At 64.5% G+C, this 18,151-nt stretch carries 17 protein-coding genes; 6 read left to right on the forward strand and 11 right to left on the reverse strand.

Going from position 1 to position 18,151, the window contains the following annotated elements:
* Positions 1-3: 3 nt before the first annotated feature.
* Together KI242_RS31450 and KI242_RS31455 are read left to right on the forward strand one after the other, a co-directional pair.
* A complete protein-coding gene (locus KI242_RS31450) occupies positions 4-627 on the forward strand; it encodes a lysophospholipid acyltransferase family protein (protein ID WP_053160534.1) in 624 nt (207 codons plus the stop codon).
* 1 nt (position 628) lies between these two features.
* Entirely contained in the window at positions 629-1,561 is a 933-nt protein-coding gene (locus KI242_RS31455) for a phosphatidate cytidylyltransferase (RefSeq protein WP_011064365.1), read from the forward strand.
* 5 nt (positions 1,562-1,566) lie between these two features.
* Here the strand turns inward: KI242_RS31455 and KI242_RS31460 are convergent, their stop codons facing one another.
* Positions 1,567-2,040 (reverse strand): Lrp/AsnC family transcriptional regulator, encoded by a 474-nt coding sequence (locus tag KI242_RS31460; RefSeq protein WP_011064366.1) that lies wholly within the window; start codon positions 2,038-2,040, stop codon positions 1,567-1,569.
* A 144-nt stretch (positions 2,041-2,184) separates the two neighbouring features.
* On the opposite strand from KI242_RS31460, the gene KI242_RS31465 reads away from it, so the two are divergent.
* Positions 2,185-2,814 carry a LysE family translocator gene (locus KI242_RS31465; protein WP_053160536.1) on the forward strand — a complete coding sequence of 210 codons (630 nt, stop codon included), beginning with the start codon at positions 2,185-2,187 and terminating at the stop codon, positions 2,812-2,814.
* 173 nt (positions 2,815-2,987) lie between these two features.
* Here the strand turns inward: KI242_RS31465 and KI242_RS31470 are convergent, their stop codons facing one another.
* The 6 genes from KI242_RS31470 to KI242_RS31495 all read right to left on the reverse strand — a co-directional run bounded on the left by KI242_RS31470 (position 2,988) and on the right by KI242_RS31495 (position 10,656).
* Positions 2,988-5,138, reverse strand: a complete 2,151-nt coding sequence (locus KI242_RS31470) for a hypothetical protein (protein ID WP_015637565.1) — start codon at positions 5,136-5,138, stop codon at positions 2,988-2,990.
* Positions 5,125-6,327 (reverse strand): DUF3142 domain-containing protein, encoded by a 1,203-nt coding sequence (locus KI242_RS31475; protein ID WP_015637566.1) that lies wholly within the window; start codon positions 6,325-6,327, stop codon positions 5,125-5,127. Before KI242_RS31475 ends, KI242_RS31470 begins: the two co-directional genes overlap by 14 nt.
* Before the next feature lie 216 nt (positions 6,328-6,543).
* Entirely contained in the window at positions 6,544-8,583 is a 2,040-nt protein-coding gene (locus tag KI242_RS31480) for a pyridoxamine 5'-phosphate oxidase family protein (RefSeq protein WP_212805812.1), read from the reverse strand.
* 23 nt (positions 8,584-8,606) lie between these two features.
* Entirely contained in the window at positions 8,607-9,236 is a 630-nt protein-coding gene (locus KI242_RS31485; RefSeq protein WP_015637568.1) for a glutathione S-transferase, read from the reverse strand.
* A gap of 126 nt (positions 9,237-9,362) precedes the next feature.
* Entirely contained in the window at positions 9,363-10,265 is a 903-nt protein-coding gene (locus KI242_RS31490; protein ID WP_011064372.1) for a LysR family transcriptional regulator, read from the reverse strand.
* A 70-nt stretch (positions 10,266-10,335) separates the two neighbouring features.
* Complete coding sequence (locus tag KI242_RS31495; RefSeq protein ID WP_011064373.1) at positions 10,336-10,656, reverse strand: hypothetical protein; 321 nt, start codon at positions 10,654-10,656, stop codon at positions 10,336-10,338.
* 351 nt (positions 10,657-11,007) lie between these two features.
* Here KI242_RS31495 and KI242_RS32035 point away from each other — a divergent pair, with 351 nt between their 5' ends.
* The 3 genes from KI242_RS32035 to KI242_RS31510 all read left to right on the forward strand — a co-directional run bounded on the left by KI242_RS32035 (position 11,008) and on the right by KI242_RS31510 (position 13,369).
* A complete protein-coding gene (locus KI242_RS32035) occupies positions 11,008-12,234 on the forward strand; it encodes a PAAR domain-containing protein (protein WP_015637569.1) in 1,227 nt (408 codons plus the stop codon).
* A 5-nt stretch (positions 12,235-12,239) separates the two neighbouring features.
* On the forward strand, positions 12,240-12,701 hold the full coding sequence (locus KI242_RS31505; protein ID WP_212805813.1) for a hypothetical protein: 462 nt from the start codon (positions 12,240-12,242) through the stop codon (positions 12,699-12,701).
* 281 nt (positions 12,702-12,982) lie between these two features.
* Positions 12,983-13,369, forward strand: coding sequence for a hypothetical protein (locus tag KI242_RS31510; protein WP_015637570.1), 387 nt, complete (start codon positions 12,983-12,985; stop codon positions 13,367-13,369).
* A gap of 93 nt (positions 13,370-13,462) precedes the next feature.
* On the opposite strand, the gene glmS is transcribed toward KI242_RS31510, so the two are convergent.
* From glmS to KI242_RS31530, 4 genes are all read right to left on the reverse strand, one after another.
* The gene (gene glmS, locus KI242_RS31515) at positions 13,463-15,295 is read right to left on the reverse strand and encodes a glutamine--fructose-6-phosphate transaminase (isomerizing) (RefSeq protein WP_019095991.1); all 1,833 of its coding nucleotides are present in this window, start codon (positions 15,293-15,295) and stop codon (positions 13,463-13,465) included.
* Positions 15,296-15,305: 10 nt separating this feature from the next.
* Positions 15,306-16,076 carry a DeoR family transcriptional regulator gene (locus KI242_RS31520; RefSeq protein WP_169892547.1) on the reverse strand — a complete coding sequence of 257 codons (771 nt, stop codon included), beginning with the start codon at positions 16,074-16,076 and terminating at the stop codon, positions 15,306-15,308.
* Positions 16,077-16,237: 161 nt separating this feature from the next.
* Positions 16,238-17,605, reverse strand: a complete 1,368-nt coding sequence (gene glmU / locus KI242_RS31525) for a bifunctional UDP-N-acetylglucosamine diphosphorylase/glucosamine-1-phosphate N-acetyltransferase GlmU (protein ID WP_077934978.1) — start codon at positions 17,603-17,605, stop codon at positions 16,238-16,240.
* A gap of 115 nt (positions 17,606-17,720) precedes the next feature.
* The gene (locus KI242_RS31530) at positions 17,721-18,146 is read right to left on the reverse strand and encodes a F0F1 ATP synthase subunit epsilon (protein WP_011064380.1); all 426 of its coding nucleotides are present in this window, start codon (positions 18,144-18,146) and stop codon (positions 17,721-17,723) included.
* Positions 18,147-18,151: the final 5 nt, after the last annotated feature.

Here is an 18,151-nt window from a genome sequence, read left to right on the forward strand (position 1 = left end):
CCCATGTTCGAACCCCTGGTCGCCAATCTCATCACCTCCGCCGCCCGCAGCATCACCGGCGCCCGCAGCCTGTGGCTGGGCTCGGCACCGCGCGCGGTGCAGCGGATCTACTTCGCCAACCACAGCAGCCACGGCGACTTCGTACTGCTCTGGGCCTCCCTGCCGCCGGCCCTGCGCAAACTGACGCGGCCCGTGGCCGGCGCCGACTACTGGCAGAAAAGCAACCTGCGCCGCTACATCATCAATCGGGTGTTCAACGGCGTGCTGATCGACCGCGAGCGCAAGGAGGCTGTGGATAACAACCCCCTGCAACCCATGATCGATGCCCTGGAGAACGGCGACTCGCTGATCATCTTTCCGGAAGGCACGCGCAACCCCGAAGACGGCCTGCTGCCGTTCAAGAGCGGGATCTACCACCTGGCCAAACGTTATCCACAGGTTGAGGTGATTCCGGTGTGGATCGCCAACCTCAACCGGGTCATGCCCAAGGGCCGCTTCCTGCCCCTGCCGCTGCTGTGCACCACCAGTTTCGGCGCCCCCCTGACCCTGGAAGAAGACGAAAGCAAGGAACACTTCCTCGAACGCAGCCGCGCCGCGCTGCTGGCCCTGGCCCCGGAGCACGCCTGAGATGGATAAGCAGACCCTGATGTTATTCGGCGGCATCGGCGCCATTCTGGTGCTGGCCTCGCTGATCGGTTTCATCCTCCAATGGCGCACCCGTGGCGCGCCCAACCCGGTGATCGACAACCTCAATGCGCGGATCAATGCCTGGTGGGTGATGGTGCTGGTGATCGGTATCGCCTTCTGGCTCGGCACCGCGGCGGTGATCCTGCTGTTCTATGCGGTGTCGTTCTACGCCCTGCGCGAGTTCCTCACCCTGACCCCGACCCGGCGCAGCGACTACCCGGCCCTGGTGGCGGCCTTCTACCTGGCCCTGCCCCTGCAATACCTGCTGATCTACTCCGACTGGTACGGGCTGTTCTCGATCTTCATTCCGGTCTACGTGTTCCTGCTGCTGCCGATCCTCGCGTCGCTCGGTGGCGACAGCACGCACTTCCTGGAGCGTGCCTCCAAGGTCCAGTGGGGGCTGATGATCGCGGTGTTCTGCGTGTCCTTCGTGCCCGCCCTGCTGACCCTGGACATCGCCGGCTATGAAGGCCGCAACCTGCTGCTGATCGCTTACCTGGTGATCGTGGTGCAGCTCTCGGACGTGCTGCAGTACGTCTGTGGAAAACTCTTCGGCAAGCGCAAGATCGCCCCCAACCTGTCGCCGTCCAAGACCGTGGAAGGCTTTGTCGGCGGCATCCTGCTGGCTTCGATGATCGGTGGGGCGCTGTTCTGGATCACCCCGTTCAATGTCTGGCAGTCGTTCCTCATCGCCCTGCTGATCAACCTGCTGGGCTTTGCCGGCGGCATCGTCATGTCGGCGATCAAGCGCGATCGCGGGGTCAAGGACTGGGGGCACATGATCGAGGGCCACGGCGGCATGCTCGATCGCCTGGATTCGGTGTGCTTTGCCGCGCCGATCTTCTTCCACCTGGTGCGCTACTGGTGGACCTGAACCCTTCAGCCCGGTAGATGCCCCAATGGCAGGGGCCCCGGGGTTTTCACCGTGTGAATCGCGAAGTTGCTGCGGATGTCGCTGACCCCGGGGATCTTCAGCAAGTGGCCGGTCAGAAAGCGGTCATACCCACGCAGGTCCGGGACCACCACTTGCAGCAGGAAATCCGATTCACCCGATACCAGGAACGCCGAGATCACCTCCGGCAACTGCAATACCGCCTGGCGGAAGGCTTCGGCCTCGGCATCGTTGTGTCGCTCCACCTTGACCCCGACGAACACGGTCAGCCCCAGGCCCACCTCGTCGCGGTCCAGGGTGGCCTGGTAGCCACGGATCACCCCGGCCTCTTCCAGCATGCGCACCCGGCGCAGGCAGGGTGACGGCGACAGGCCGATCTCTTCGGCCAGTTGCACGTTGCTCAGGCGACCATCGCGCTGCAGCGCGGCGAGGATCTTGCGGTCATAGGCATCAAGTTTCATGTTTGGCATATCCAGATGGTGATTCCGTTCATTAGTGGAACATTATGCCAATTTCAGCTTTCCCGTTGGTTGATTACGCAAGCACCTGCCCTGGCCTGTGGCCCTAAACTGGGCGCACCGACTCGACAACGAAGGGGGTGCAAGGTGGCGCAACTGTGGATGTATTTCCTGGCTCTGGCGGTGGTCTACCTGCTGCCCGGCCCCGACATGATCCTGCTGCTGCAAACCGGCGCCCGCCAGGGCAAGGCCCAGGCTCTGGCCACCGCGCTGGGCCTGGCCCTGTCCCGCGGCTGCCATGTGGCCCTGGCCGCGCTGGGCCTGGCCGCGCTGTTCAAGGCCGCGCCCTGGACCTTCGACCTGGTACGCCTGGCGGGCGCCGCCTACCTGCTGTGGATTGGTATCCAGTGCCTGCGGGCGAACCTGTTGCCCAACCTTGAGCCCGGCACCGCCGCAGCCACGCCCCTGCGCTGGCGCGAGGCGATCCAGCGCGGCCTGTTGACCAACCTACTGAACCCCAAGGCATTGCTGTTCTGTTCGGTACTGCTGCCGCAGTTCGTCGATCCCCAGGCCGGTGCGGTGGTCCCGCAATTCATGACCCTGGGGGTGCTGCTGGTGGCCGTGGGCGGCCTGTTCGACTGCTGCTACGCCCTGGCCGGTGCCGTGCTGGGCCGCTGGATGCAGCGCAGCCCGTCGGCGCAACGAGTGCAGCAATGGCTGTTCGGCAGCCTGCTGATCGGCTTCGCCCTGCGCCTGACGTTCGTCCAGCAGGCCTGACGGCACCTGTAGCCGCTGCCGAGCCTCGGCGAAGCTGCGCGAAGGTCCGCAGGACCTTGCCTGGCGATCCCCGGCAAAATGTTCGCCCCAGAAATCGCCGCGACCGCTGCGTCGGAGTGCCGCCCAGCTCGTACGCAGCCTGCCGCAGCGGCTACAGGATCCTGGGCACGCTTTTATGTCGCCTTGTGCGAGGACACCGCGCGGCGGCGTCGGAACAGGTAGGCCGCCCCCAACAGCAGCACGCCGGCACCGGCGCCGGCAGCCAGCCTGTGCTCGGCCACCGCGGAACGGGATGCGTCCAGCCACTGGGTCAGGTAGCGCTTGTTGGCGCTGCCGAAGTCCGGTTCCTCACAGTTCATGCCGAAGTTGCCGGCCCACTCCACAAAGGGACCGTTCTGCACATAGCGCCGGTAGTACTCGATCTCGGCATCGCTGCCCCGGGTCCAGCGCGCCGCCTTGCACAGCACCGCGGCATAGGCCTGGCTGGTGTGGGGCAGGAAGTCCGCCGCCTGGTTGCCCAGCTCGCCGGCCACGTAGCGATAGTGGTAGCGCACATCGGGCTCGGCAGTGGTGGCCTGCTGGCGCTGCACTTCGTCGGCACTGATCAGCGGGCCGGCCTGTACCGGAGGGATTTCCAGGCTGTAGCTGCCCCACAGGCTGTGGTAGTCCGGACCCATCTCGTAGCCGAGGATCTCCATCCCCGAAGCCCGTGCCAGCTTGCCCGCCTGGTAATAGGCCTCGGCTCGCCGTGTTGGCAGCCAGGCCGACTCGGCGCTGCGCCGGTACTCGCCGTAGGCCTTGGCGATAGCCTGGCGCTCGGGGGTGTAGAAGTAGCCCCAGCCCTCTTCGTAGCGGCCCTCGCGCAACAGCCGCCGGCCCAGCAGTTCGCGCACCTGGGCGGCAATCGGCAGGCTCTCGTAGTAGGCATCGGGCTGCTGGGGGACGAGCGGCGGCGCCGGAACCTGGGTGTCGACGAAATGCTTGAGTTCATCCAGGGTCAGCACCCGCTCAGCCACGGTTGCCGCGTCGTGCCAGTAAATGTCGCCACTGCGGTAGAGCAGCTCGAACGCCTGCACATAGTCGCCACGGTCCAGGGCCAGCACGGCGCTTTCGCCTTCTACCCGGCAGCCCGGCTTGAGGTCTTCGTAGTTGCCGTCGTAATCACCGCGAAAGCCCCAGCTCTCTTCCCGGGGGAAAGCCGCGGCGGCCTTGGCATAGGCCGCGGCAGCCGCCACCTTGTCGCCGTTGCGCACGGCCATCTTGGCCCGCAGCCACCAGGCCAGGCCGCCGTCGCCGGCATGTTCGAGCAACTGCTGGGTGGTGACGAAATCGCCGTTCTGGTAATTCAGCGCCGCCAGGCGGTCGGCGTTGTCGAAAGTGCCGGCGGTGCCCTGGCTCAGCAGCTTGATCAGTTTCACCTCGGATTCCGGCCGTTCGCCGAAGGACCAGCCCAGGTGCGAGACCAGCGAAGCGGTGAGCAAGCGCGCCACCGAAGGCTGCTTGAGCTGCTCGCGCAACTGCGCGTCCGACAGGCCGCCCAACTCCCCCACCACCTGCTTCAGCGAGCTGTAGCCGACGTCCGAACCCATCAGGTTCTGGCTGGCATACAGGTCGATGGCCTCGCTCCAGTGGTTCTGGTTCTTCAGAATGCGCGCCTCTTCCCCCAGGCTGGCGATGCCCAGTTCCAGGGGGTCGCTGAAGCCGTCGATATTCAATTGGCGGGTCTGGGCGAACGCCTGGCGCGCCGCCAGCAAAGTGTCGCTGCGCCCCTGATCATCCAGCTCGTTGGCTTCTTCACTGATGGCTTGCAGGGCCCGGCCCAGGGAATAGGCGGCCCAGGTACTGCGCAGCGCCCGCTGCTCGGCGGGCAGCGCCAGCACCTTGCGGAAATACTCTGCCGCCCGCTCGTGATCCCCGGCGCTGAAGGCCACCGCGCCCGCGGTGTAGAGGTTGATCTCCGGCGGCAGGCTGGCCCCTTGCTGCTCCGCCAGGCGCGGGTCATTGAGCGTGCGCAACTGCCTGACCAGGGTTTTCTGGGCGTCGTCCAGCCCTTGCTGTTCGGCCCAGTTACGCTCCTGCACCTCATAGCTTTCAGGCAGGTTGTAATCGCGGCTGAAGCCATCCTGGACGACTGGCTTGAGCCCGACGATGGGCTTGCCCAGGCGGCTGACCTCGAACAGGAAACTGCCTTCCGGCAACTGCGCCAGGGTCTGCGGGCGATCCCCCAGCAGGCGCATGGGAAAGGTCGGGCCGCACGCCAAGGCCGGGGCCAAGGGCAGGCACAGGCTCAGGCACAGCAGGTAGCGGGATCTAGGGACGAACATGTGCAGCTCCTTGGTCAATTTTTGTACAGCGGGCCCAGCCCACGGCCCGGGTGCCGCCCGCCGCCAGACGGCCGGCCTGCTGGCGGGTCAATAGCAGCTGGCCGTCACGCAGCTCGGCGGCATAACCGCCCAGCCCGTCGAATCCGTCGCATTGGGCAACGGCCAGGGTCAGTTGTTCAGGCAAAGGGCGGTCGAGATTGCCCGGGTTGTCCAAGCGGATATCGAAGAGACCGTCCTGCTCCTGCAGGCTGATGCCCAAGCGGCTGTCCAGCACGTCTCCACGGGCCACCGCGCGCAGGGTATCCAGGCTCCAGGCGCGGACATCGCCCTTGAGCGGCAGGCGAAACCAGATCAGCCCGGCCAGATGGGCCGGCGGATCATTGCGCAGGGTCTTGGCCAGTTGGCTCAGTTGCTCGGGGTCGGCCATCAGCTCCCGACGCTGGCCCCGGCGCGCAATGGGCGCCTCGCTTTCCACCACTGGAGCCTGGGCGGTGCCGGGCAGCAAGGCCACGCCGTAGGCAGGCAGGGCCAGGTAGAACGGCTTGTCGCTTACCCCAGCCCAGCGCCTGGCCCATTGTTCAGCCTGGTGCGGGTCGAACAGCCCGCGCCGGGGGTCGCTGACCGCATGTACCTGGAGCACGCTGCTGTCGACCTGAGCCAGCAGCCCGGGCAACTCGCGGCTGTCGAGCCAGGCGGGCAGCGCGGTGATGCTCAGGGCCAGCTGCTGCGGCAGCACCTCGCGCAGCCGCCGCAGGAGCCCGGCATAGGCCGGCAGCCGGGCGCTGCCGGCATCGTGGTCGATCTCCAGGCCGGCCAGGGTCAGGCCCTGCCCTTGCCAGTCGGCCAGCAGTTGCTGCACCTGCTGGAGGATGTCGTCCTGGTTCAGGGACGGCAGTTGGCCATCCAGGCGCACCACCGCAATCAGTGGGCGACCGTCTTGCTTGAGCAAGGCGGCGTCGATCCGCGCCCGGCTCCAGCCGGCCTGTGGAAAAGCCTGCAGGGCCAGCACCCGGACGGTGGAAAAGTCCGCCCGCGAGCCTGCCAGGGCGTCGGCGTGGGCCGGGGTCCACTGGCGTTGCCAGATATAGAGCTGCTGATCCAGGGGCGGCCCCTCTTCATGACGACAGGCATTGAGCAGCAGCCCGCAGACCAGCACGGCGCAAAGACGGAGCAAAAACCGGGGGAGCATGAATCGTTGATTCCCTTTAACGCAAAAGCCCCGGAATACCGGGCGCCATACACCTGATCGACATCGCCTGTAGCCGCTACCGGGCCCGCGAGGCAACGAAAAGAACCGCAGGGCCTTCCCCCTCACTTACAACCCGCAGCTACCGCGACAAAGCAGCCGCCAGCCTACGCAGCAGCGCGGTTGGCAGCAATCGCCGCAAGGACTTTTTTCCCGCTTCTACAGGTCCAGCACCAACGCTGGCACCAGGTTATCCACAGCCGCCGGCACCGCGCAGCAGATCAGCACCTGCCCCGGTTCCGGTAACTGTGCAGGCACCTGTGGATAATTCACCTGGCCGCTGATCAACCGGGTCTGGCAAGTGCCGCAGGAGCCGCCACGGCAACTGAATGGCGGATGCAGGCCGGCGCTTTCCGCCAGTTGCAGCAGGCTGCCGCTGGTCGGCTCCCAGGACAGCTCCCGGCCGGCCTGCTGGAACCGCACTGCCACGGCCCGGGTGGCGGCAGGCGGTTGGGCAAAGGGCACGGCCTCGGCGTCCGGCCGGCGGCGCAGGGTCGAAGGGCCGAAGGTTTCGGCATGGATCTGCCGGTCGTCGATATCCAGGTCCCGCAGGCTGTCGTACAGGCCCTGGGTAAAGGCCCCGGGGCCGCAGAGCACGAAGTCTGCGCGGTCAAGATCCAGGTCCGGTTGCGCCAGCAGCAGTTGCACGTCGATGCGCCCGCAATGATCGAAGCCAGCACCCGGCCGGGCCCCGGCTTCCGGCTGGCTGAGCAGGCGCAGCAGCCGCACTGAATCCCCAGCCTGCGCCAGCAGGGTTTGCAGCTCCTTGGCAAAGGGTTGCTCGGCAAGCGTGCGCGAACCCTGGATCAACCAGGTGGGCCGGGTATGCCGGGTGCGCAGGCCCTGGTACAGCACCTCCCGCAGCATCGACAGCAACGGTGTGATGCCGACCCCGGCCGCCAGCAGCACCAGTGGCTGTGACGACAGCGCATCGGCAGTGAAACGCCCCTGTGGGGCGCGGGCCTGCAGCAAGTCGCCGACCTTGAGTGCCTGATGCAGGTGCCGGGAAACCTGGCCCTCGCGCTTGACGCTGATACGCAGAAAGTCATCGGAAGGCGCGCTGGACAGGCTGTAGGTGCGAATCAGCGGCTGGCCGTCGAGCACGACCTGCACGGGCAGGTGCTGGCCGGGCACAAAGCTTGGGGCGCCGGCTGCATCCGCCGGTTCCAGGTAGAAGGAGCGAATGCTGCTGCTTTCGTCTTCGATCCGGGTCACCCGCAATGGCCGCCACTGCTGGCCCAGGGCCGTGGCGCGCAGCCGAGCCTCGGCTTGCGGCCAACTGCCGGTCAGCAGGCTGTTGGGGGAAAAGCCCTGCAACTGCCAACGCAGGGACAGCGCCGCCGGGCGCCGTACCAGCCGCTCCACGGTAAAGCGCCACAACCGCTCGGCGCCCTGGAAGGCCTTGACCAGCGGCCCGTCGTGGATGATTTCGGTGCGGCCGCTGAGCTGCAGCAGCTCACCGCTGGGAAAGTCGATGAACAACAAGCCGGCCCGGGGGTTGAGCAGCAGGTTGCCCAGGGTGTTGAAGTGCAGGTTGCCGGCAAAATCCGGGATGGTCAGGCAATTGCCCTCGACCCGGACGAACCCGGCCTGGCCGCCACGGTGGGACACATCCACCGAGCGCTGGCCGTCCAGGTCGACGTAGCTGGCGACAAAGAAGGTGTCGGCGCCACCGATCAGGGCCCGAGCCTCAGCATCCAGGCCGTCGCGATACTTTGCCGGCCGGCTGGCGGGGTCGCTCAAGGGCACCTGCTGCAGCTCGCGCTGCTGGATGTATTGCGGGCAATTGCCGAACGCCTGTTGCACCCTCACGCTGAAGCCGTGACGGTCCACAGCACTGACCCGGCCATTGAGGCGGTTGCGCCGCCGGGTGTGCAGTTCAATGCCCAGCAAGCCCAGGGCCGCACCTTCCTGCAACTGCACGGGGTCGTCGGCGGCAGGCAGGCTGCCCAGGCGCAGCCGGGTCGCCTCGGGGGCCTGGGCGAAACCGGGCGGGCCTTCGAGAATGCTCGCCCAGGGGTTGCCCTGGGCATCCACCGCGCCCACCAGGATGAACGGCAACTGCCCGTAGAACTGCCGGTGCTGATCCGGCATCGCCTGGCGGATCACCTTGGTGCCAAAGGCCTCCATGCGCTCGGCCACTCCGGCCCGGGCCTGCAACTGCCGCTCGCCGGCATGCCAGGGGGAACTGCTGCTCATGGTGCTGCCTCCGCAGGTGCGCCTCAGGCGCTTTTGAGCCCCGCCGCCGTGGACGGCATGGGCACGAAGCCCGGCAAGGCCTCGATCCGCGCCAGCCAGGCCCGCACGTTGGGATAATCGGCCAGGGACACGTTGCCCTCCGGCGCGTGGGCGATATAGCTGTAGCCGGCGACGTCAGCGATGGTCGCCTGTTCACCCACCAGGAACGGCCGGTTCGCCAGTTCCTGGTCCATGACCTTGAGCAGGCCGTGGGCGCGGGCAATGACCTCCTCGGCATTGAAGGTGGCGCCGAACACCGTGATCAGTCGCGCCGCCGCCGGACCGAAGGCGATCGGCCCCGCCGCCACCGACAACCAGCGCTGTACCTGCGCCGCGCCCACCGGGTCGGTGGGCAACCAGCGGCCGCTGCCATAGCGTTGCGCCAGGTACACCAGGATCGCGTTGGAGTCCGCCAGCACCGTGCCCTGGTCATCGATCACCGGTACTTGGCCAAAGGCGTTGAGGGCCAGGAATTCGGGCTGCTTGTGGGCACCCTGGGCCAGGTCGACAAAGATGGTTTCGGTAGGCAGGTCCAGCAGCGACAGCATCAGCTCGACGCGGTGAGCGTGGCCGGACCGGGGAAAGTTGTAGAACTTGATGGGAAGCAGGGACATGCTCGACTCCGCAGGCTGGGACGCGGTCGAAGGGCCGCGCTGGCAGGGCCATCTTGGTCCATGACGCAAAACAACAGAATCACCAGAAATCGCAATCCGGCATTTCAGCCAGCGCAATAAAGCTGATCAAGTATTGAGCGATGGATGCTCGCGCAGGGCCTGCACGGCGAAATCGACAAAGCTGCGTACCCGCGCCGGCGCCTTGCGACCGCCCTGGTACACCACGTGGATCGGCAAGGGCGGCAGCTCGAAATCCGCCAACACGATCTGCAACTGGCCGGCAGCGACCTGATCGGCCACCTGATAGGACAGCACCCGGGTCAGGCCCAGCCCCAGGCAGGCGGCACTGATGGCGGCCTGGTTGGCGCTCACCAGCAGCCGCGGTTCCGGGCGCAGGCTCAGAGCGCGCCCGGCGTCGTTGAATTGCCAGTGGCGCGCCTGGCCGGTGGAGGATGGCGCAATCAGCGGAGCCTGGCGCAGGTCATCGGGGTGCTGGGGGCAACCATGGGCCGCCAGGAATCCGGGGGCTGCACAGACCACCCGGCGCACCTGGCCTACTCGGATGCTGTGCTGGCCGCTGTCCGGCAATTCGCCGATGCGCACCGCCACATCGATGCCTTCATCCACCATGTTCGCCACTCGGTCCACCAGCAAGGCGTTGATGCTGACCTGTGGATAACGTTGCAGGTAACGCACCAGCAGCGGGGTGACGAACAGATCGCCGAACAGCACCGGCGCAGTCAGGCTCAGTTGCCCCCGTGGCTGGGCGTGGATGCCGGCGGCCGAGGCCTCGGCATCCTGCACCTCGGCGAGAATGCGTCGGCAGTCCTCCAGATAACGTTGCCCGGCTTCGCTCAGGTGCACCTTGCGGGTGGTGCGTACCAGCAACTGGGTGCCGATGCGCTGTTCGAGGGCTGCCACGGCCCGGGTGACGCTGGCCGCCGACAGGTTAAGGCGCCGCGCAGCCGCGGCGAACCCCTGCTCCTGGGCGACACAGACGAACACCTGCATTTCCTGAAACCTGTCCATGTCTTATCTCACCTGGCAGCGCCCGCCCGACAGGCGCCCCGCACGCGCAGCATAATCCACGGCCACGACGTCAGGGAGCGCACCAGGTCTGCACCTCGTGCTTGTCGAATCCAGGGCAACGGTTGGTTTTGGCAATCAACCGGTAAGGTTGGTCTTGGGCGTAGGAAAAATAGAAGTAGTACTGCTGATCTTCACCGTATAGCCAATAGGAAGAGGAACCCTGGTTGATCAGGGTCGGTTCAAAGGTCCAGATGGACGATTCAGCAGGAATGAAATTGGTTCGGTCCATCAGCAGCAAGAGGCTGTTGGAGAGCACTGGGGTCAGGACTCCCAGGCCCAGGACAGCCACCATCAGAACGATCATCCATCCATGAATCAGGCGAAGTGTCATTGGTTTTCCATTAGCGCGCTAAAAAATTCCGGCCTGTGCACAAGTCGGGATTCGCCGGGGCGTCCACTGGCACTCGCAGTGGATTCGCAGAACCAAAACTGTCGCACAAAAATAACGCTCTGATTTCAATTGTTTTTCGAAGATCCAACGCGGACAGGCGAGCAAGGACAAGGGTGCACCCCAGCCGTTTGGTTCCTTCCCGCCGGCGGCGTGAAGCGCGAGTGGTCCCCTGTGACGACAGACTGCCTTCCAGCTCTTGCCGCGCCCCCGGTTACTCTTTGATAATCCGCCGCTCGGGCCACCCACTGGCCCCAGGGAAGATGCGTATCGCATCGCAGGCGGAGTCTCAGCATGGATGTACAGGCCGCAGCGCGGTTGGGCGACGACATCGCCCATGGATTCGGAGTTGCTGCCATGCTCGCCGGCGCGGTCGCAGGCGCTCTCATTGGCGCGGCCATCATTGCGGCGACCGCGGCAACAGGCGGCCTGGCGGTGGTGATCCTGGCGGGTTCGGTCGCCGCCGGTGGCCTGTCGATGTTCCAGCTGGTGAAGGGGCTGTCGACCATCTTCGATCTGCCCGAGCCAACCACCGGTGAACTCATAAGGGGCAGTCCCAACGTATTCGTCAACTTGCGCAATGCCATGCGTGCCGGCGAGGACGTGTCCAGTTCCTGTACCGGCTTTCCCGTGGCGCATCCCCCCTGGCCCTTCCCGGTCACCATCGCCGAAGGCAGCGCTACCGTGTATATCAACGGCAAGCCGGCGGCGCGACTGAGCAGCAAGATGACCTGCGGCGCGCATATCAAGTCGGGTAGCCCGAACACCTTCATCGGCGGTCCGACGCTGCAGGTGGAATTCGTGCTGGATATCGAGGGCTGGCTGCATACCGGCCTGGAGGCGCTGGGCCTGGTCGCCGCCGCCGGCGCGCTGGTGCTGGCCGCCATGGCCGGCCTCGCGGCCCTGCTGACCACCGTGGCGGTGGGGGCCGCGATCTATGGCGGCATGGAGTTGCTGGGCCAGCTCGGCGACCGGCTCGGCCCGGGCTACCGCGACCTGCTGCAAGGTATCGCCGGCCTGGCGCTGCTCGGCGCCGGGCCGAAAATGGCCAAGTTGAGCGCCGAACGCAATGCCGCGCGACTGGCCAACCAGTCGCAGGTGCTCGAGGTGCGCACGGCCGCCCAGGTCAACGAGGCGATGGTCGCCGAGGGCAACTTGCCGGCTTGGCTGGAAGGCACCCAGGTCAAGACCGAAATAGTGCCACCGGGAAGGCAATACCAGATGGTCGTCGCCAAGGGCCAGGCCGAAGCCATCATGCAGGGCAAGCCAGCCTTCGGAGGTTTCGCCGCCCCCGAGCCGATTCCCAGCCAGGCCTACGCTCGGGATAAACTGGTGATCCTCGATCGATTCAAGACAGACGTATCCCATGTGATCACCGTCGAAACCACCGCACCGCAAAAGATTCACAGTGGTATCACCGGCCCGCTGGAGAACTACAAGGGCGGCGTGCAGCAGGTGGAGTTCGTCGGTGACAGGAATCTGAAAATTGTCGGCACGCCTGGTGTGCTGCCTGTGGAGTGAAAGTTGTGATTAGTGATTTCGAGCGGATCCGCGAAGACGGCAAGGTCATCGACGAAAACATGACGGTGGACCAGATGATCGCCCTGGGGTGGTCTCCTTGCCGGGTCGTCGAGGCTCGCTGGCGCTGGCAGGAACAGCTCCTGAGCGTGGTCAACAGCCGCGGCCTGCTGGCGATCGTGGTGCCGGATCGGCAACACCTGGCCATCCTGTGGAACGATGACGATACGGGCGTGGCCGCAACCCTCTACGTGGTCTCCGGCGACCGCCAGCAACAGATCAGGATTGCCGACAAGTTACTGATCAATGGCCAGCTCGAAGCAGGTATCTACAGCTGGTTCGAGCAGTTCCCGCAGGTTTCGCCCAGCATCTTTACCTGCATGTTCAGCCGTCAGCGTGACCAGGCAATGTTCAGGGTGGATATCGACGCGTCGACTGGCGACATTGTTTCGATACAGCATTCGCGCTGAGCGCTGTTCAGCACCGCCACGCCTGAGCGACGAGCGCTGCAGGCAGGCAAAGGGAAATAACAAAGAGGGGAGCTTGGCTGGGCTCCCCTCTTGCTGTGTCAGCTTCGATGATCCAGGACCATCACTTGAGTGATAGTGAAGATTAAAGACTGTCTCGCCAGCCCAAGGAAATATCGCCCCGAATGCTGTCGCGGAATTGTTTCCTACTGATGCTGGCAGCGGCATGGCGCTGAGATGGGCTTGCCATTTTGGCAACCCATCACAGTAGAGAGAGGCCTGATATGCCCACTTTGAATCCTGCAATCACACTGGTCGGCAACCTTGACCAATTCAACCATGATGGTTTCGAGATCGAAGCCATGAACTTCCTCTTCGATCGCCTTGATCGTGGCAACCTGACGGTGGATGGCGAGCCCCTGTACATTGGCAATCAAGCTGTCCATCACTACACCTGGCGCGACAAACAACGTAACCGCACCTGCTCAATGTTCTACACGTATGGCAATACCCCGAGCAGTCATCTTTCGGTTTATGGCCTGGGCAAACACGTTGGTGACAGCGACAAGGAATACGCGCTCTACACCTGGATCGACAAGAAAGAACAGCTGTACACCCTGGCCCCAACCCGCAGCGATTCACGCTTTCGCTCGCTGCTAGCGCCCAACTGAGTCGGCGCCATGTGAAGCAGCCCCCTGCAACAAGGCGCTCATCTGGAGCGCCTTGTTGCAAGAGCGAGCACCTGGGCGGTCACTGTGGATAACTCACTCCACGGTCACCGACTTGGCGAGGTTGCGCGGCTGGTCGACGTCGGTGCCCTTGAGCACGGCCACGTAGTAGGACAGCAGCTGCAGCGGGATGGTGTAGAGGATCGGCGAGAGGATGTCGTGGATGTGCGGCATCTGGATCACGTGGGTACCTTCGCCATTGGTCATGCCGGCCTGCTCGTCGGCGAACACGATCAGTTCGCCGCCACGGGCGCGCACTTCCTGCAGGTTGGACTTGAGCTTTTCCAGCAACTCGTTGTTCGGTGCCACGGTAACCACCGGCATGTCGTTATCCACAAGCGCCAGGGGGCCGTGCTTGAGCTCGCCGGCCGGATAGGCTTCGGCGTGGATGTAGGAAATCTCCTTGAGCTTGAGCGAGCCTTCCATCGCCACCGGGTACTGGGCACCACGGCCGAGGAACAGGGTGTGGTGCTTGTCGGCAAACAGCTCGGCCGTTTTTTCCACCACGCCATCCATGGCCAGGGCTTCGCCCAGGCGGATCGGCAGGCGACGCAGCTCTTCCACCAGCTCGGCTTCCACGCCGGCGGCCAGGGTGCCACGTACCTGGCCCAGGGACAGGGTCAGCAGCAGCAGGCCCACCAGTTGGGTGGTGAAGGCCTTGGTCGAGGCCACGCCGATCTCGCGACCGGCCTGGGTCAGCAGGGTCAGGTCCGATTCACGCACCAGGGAGCTGATGCCGACGTTGCAGATCGCCAGGCTGGCGAGGAAGCCCAGCTCCTTGGCATTGCGCAGAGCGGCCAAAGTGTCGGCGGTTTCGCCGGACTGGGAGATGGTCACGAACAGGGTGTCGGGCTGCACCACCACCTTGCGGTAGCGGAACTCGCTGGCCACTTCCACCTGGCAGGGGATGCCGGCCAGTTCTTCCAGCCAGTAACGGGCGACCATGCCGGCGTGGTAGCTGGTGCCGCAGGCGACGATCTGCACATTGCGCACCTTGGCGAACAGCTCGGCGGCTTGCGGACCGAAGGCCTGGACCAGTACCTGGTTGGCACTCAGACGGCCTTCCAGGGTGCGCTGCACCACGGATGGCTGCTCGTGGATTTCCTTGAGCATGAAGTGGCGGAACTCGCCCTTCTCTGCCGCTTCGGCGCCATCGCGGTACTGCACCGCTTCGCGTTCCACGGCCTTGCCGTTGATGTCCCAGATCTGCACGCTGTCGCGGCGGATTTCGGCGATATCACCTTCTTCCAGGTACATGAAGCGGTCGGTGACCTGGCGCAGGGCCAACTGGTCGGAGGCGAGGAAGTTTTCCCCCAGGCCCAGGCCGATCACCAGCGGGCTGCCGCTGCGGGCCGCAACCAGGCGGTCCGGCTGGCTGGCGCTGATCACGGCCAGGCCGTAGGCACCATGCAGCTCCTTGACGGTGGCCTTGAGGGCCTTGGTGAGGTCTCCCAGGTCCTTGAGCTTGTGGTTCAGCAAGTGGGCGATGACTTCGGTGTCGGTGTCCGAAGTGAACTCGTAACCCAGGGCGCCGAGCTGAGCGCGCAAGGCTTCGTGGTTCTCGATGATGCCGTTGTGCACGATCGCCAGGTCGCCGGAGAAATGCGGGTGGGCATTACGTTCGCATGGCGCACCGTGGGTGGCCCAGCGGGTGTGGGCGATGCCCAGGCGGCCGACCAGCGGCTCACTGGCCAGGGCCTGCTCCAGTTCGCTGACCTTGCCCGGGCGCCGCATGCGCTCCAGCTTGCCGGCATTGGTATAGACCGCCACACCGGCGCTGTCGTAGCCGCGGTATTCGAGGCGCTTGAGGCCTTCCAGCAAAATGGCGGTGATATTGCGTTCAGCAACGGCGCCAACAATTCCACACATGGTTTCTCTCCTAGCTGACAGCCGCGCAAATCAGAGTTATGCCGCGGGCCTGGATCTGGTCGCGGACCTCTAAGGGCAGGCGATCATCGGTAATAAGGGTATGGACGCTGCTCCACGGCAGCTCCAGGTTGGGAATCTTGCGGCCGATCTTGTCGGATTCGACCATCACCACCACTTCCCGGGCCACTTCGGCCATGACCCGGCTCAAACCCAGCAGTTCGTTGAAAGTGGTAGTGCCACGGGCCAGATCGATGCCATCGGCACCGATAAACAGCTGGTCGAAGTCGTATGAGCGTAGAACCTGCTCGGCCACCTGGCCCTGGAAGGACTCGGAATGCGGATCCCAGGTGCCACCGGTCATCAACAGCACCGGCTCGTGCTCCAGCTCGCTCAGGGCGTTGGCCACATTCAGCGAGTTGGTCATGACCACCAGGCCAGGCTGCAGGCCCAGCTCGGGGATCATCGCGGCGGTGGTGCTGCCACTGTCGATGATGATCCGGGCATGCTCACGGATACGCTGCACCGCAGCGCGGGCAATGGCCTGCTTGTAGAGGGATACGGGCTGGCCAATATCGCTGACCAGTTCCTGGGGCATGGTGATCGCTCCACCGTAACGGCGCAGCAGCAAGCCATTGCTCTCCAGGGCGGCCAGGTCCTTTCGAATCGTAACTTCAGAGGTTTCGAAACGCTTGGCCAACTCGTCAACGCTCACTTCGCCCTGTTCATTGAGCAAGGCGAGGATATTGTGGCGACGTTGAGGTGTGTTGCGTTTTGACATGATGGCTTTAAGTTTCGATTCGAAAGATAACGGAAGCAATAAAAACCCAAGATCGAAACTTCGTCAAGCGCGCAGGTGAAAAAAAATCGCCGGCAAGCCGGCTCCTACAGATGGGTGTAAGAGCCAACTTGCCGGCGAACAGGGTTCCGCGGTTGTGGATAACCTCAGTCCTTCTTGATCTTCTCCGGCCGTTTCCAGCCATCGATGTTCTTCTGCCGGGCGCGGCCGACCGCCAGTTGAGCCGGGGCCACATCCTGGGTGATGGTGGAACCGGCAGCCGTGGTGGCGCCGGAGGAGATATCCACAGGTGCTACCAACGAGTTGTTGGAGCCGATGAACACGTCTTCGCCCATGATCGTCTTGTGCTTGTTCACCCCATCGTAGTTGCAGGTGATGGTGCCGGCGCCAATGTTGGTGCGCGCACCGATCACCGCGTCGCCCAGGTAGGTCAGGTGGCCGGCCTTGGCACCCTGGCCCAGGTGGGCATTCTTCAGTTCGACGAAGTTACCCACATGAGCCCTGGCTTCCAGCACGGTACCGGGACGCAGCCGGGCGAACGGACCGGCATCGCTGCCCTCGCCCATCACCGCGCCATCGAGATGGCTGTTGGCCTTGATCACCGCGCCCTTGCGCAGGGTGCTGTCCTTGATCACGCAGTTGGGGCCGATCACCACGTCGTCCTCGATCACTACCCGGCCTTCGAGAATCACGTTGATGTCGATCAGCACATCACGGCCAACGGTGACTTCGCCACGCACATCAAAACGTGCCGGGTCGCGCAAGGTCACGCCCTGGGCCATCAACCGGCGGCCGGCCCGCAGCTGGTAGTGCCGCTCCAGCTCGGCCAGTTGCTTGCGGTCGTTGGCGCCCTGCACTTCCATGGCGTCGTGGGGCTGCTCAGTGGCGACGATCAGGCCGTCGCTGACCGCCATGGCGATCACGTCGGTGAGGTAGTACTCGCCCTGGGCGTTGTTGTTGGACAGCCGGCCGGTCCAGTCGCCCAGGCGCTTGCCGGGCACTGCGAGAATGCCGGTGTTGCCTTCGGTGATGGCGCGGGTGGCTTCGTCAGCATCCTTCTGCTCGACAATCGCGACGACTTTGCCGTCGGCATCACGAACGATGCGCCCGTAGCCGGTAGGGTCGTCCAGCTCGACGGTAAGCAGGCCCAGTTGCTCCGGCCCCACCTGCTTGAGCAGGCGCTGCAGGGTCTCGACTTCGATCAGCGGCACGTCGCCGTAGAGGATCAGCACCGTGTCAGCAGTGATAAAAGGCACGGCCTGGGCCACCGCATGACCGGTGCCCAGTTGCTTGTCCTGCAACACGAAATTCAGGTCATCGGCCGCCAAACGCTCACGCACCGCATCCGCACCGTGGCCGATCACCACATGAATACGCTGTGGATCGAGTTGCCGGGCGCTGTGGATAACATGCCCGAGCATGGAGTTGCCGGCGACCGGGTGAAGAACCTTGGGCAGCGCCGAACGCATGCGGGTGCCCTGGCCTGCGGCGAGGATAACGATTTCGAGAGACATGACTGGCTACCAATCCTGGAAGGTCAGACTGCGACCAAGAGGGGGGTGAATGGCGGAAAATAAAAAGGGTAGCCGAGGCTACCCTTTTTAATCAATCACACAGAAAGCCTGCGGCTTAGCCGCCGAACTTCTTGCGGATCTGCTGGACGGTACGCAGCTGAGCTGCGGCCTCGGCCAGACGTGCAGCAGCAGAACCGTAGTCGAAATCTGCGCCTTTTTCATTCAGGGCCTTCTCAGCAGCCTTGACGGCTTCCTGAGCGGAGGCTTCGTCCAGGTCGGCAGCACGTTGCACGGTGTCGGCAAGAACCTTGACCATGTTCGGCTGAACCTCGAGGAAACCACCGGAGATGTAGAACACCTCGGCTTCCCCGCCCTGCTTGATCAAGCGGATCGGACCTGGCTTCAGGTTGGTGATCAGCGGTGCGTGACCCAGAGCGATACCAAGATCACCCAGTTCACCGTGCGCAACCACCATCTCCACCAGACCGGAGAAGATTTCCCCTTCCGCGCTGACGATATCGCAATGGACTGTCATAGCCATCTGCT

Source organism: Pseudomonas sp. Eqa60 (assembly GCF_018326405.1).
Classification (GTDB): domain Bacteria; phylum Pseudomonadota; class Gammaproteobacteria; order Pseudomonadales; family Pseudomonadaceae; genus Aquipseudomonas; species Aquipseudomonas protegens.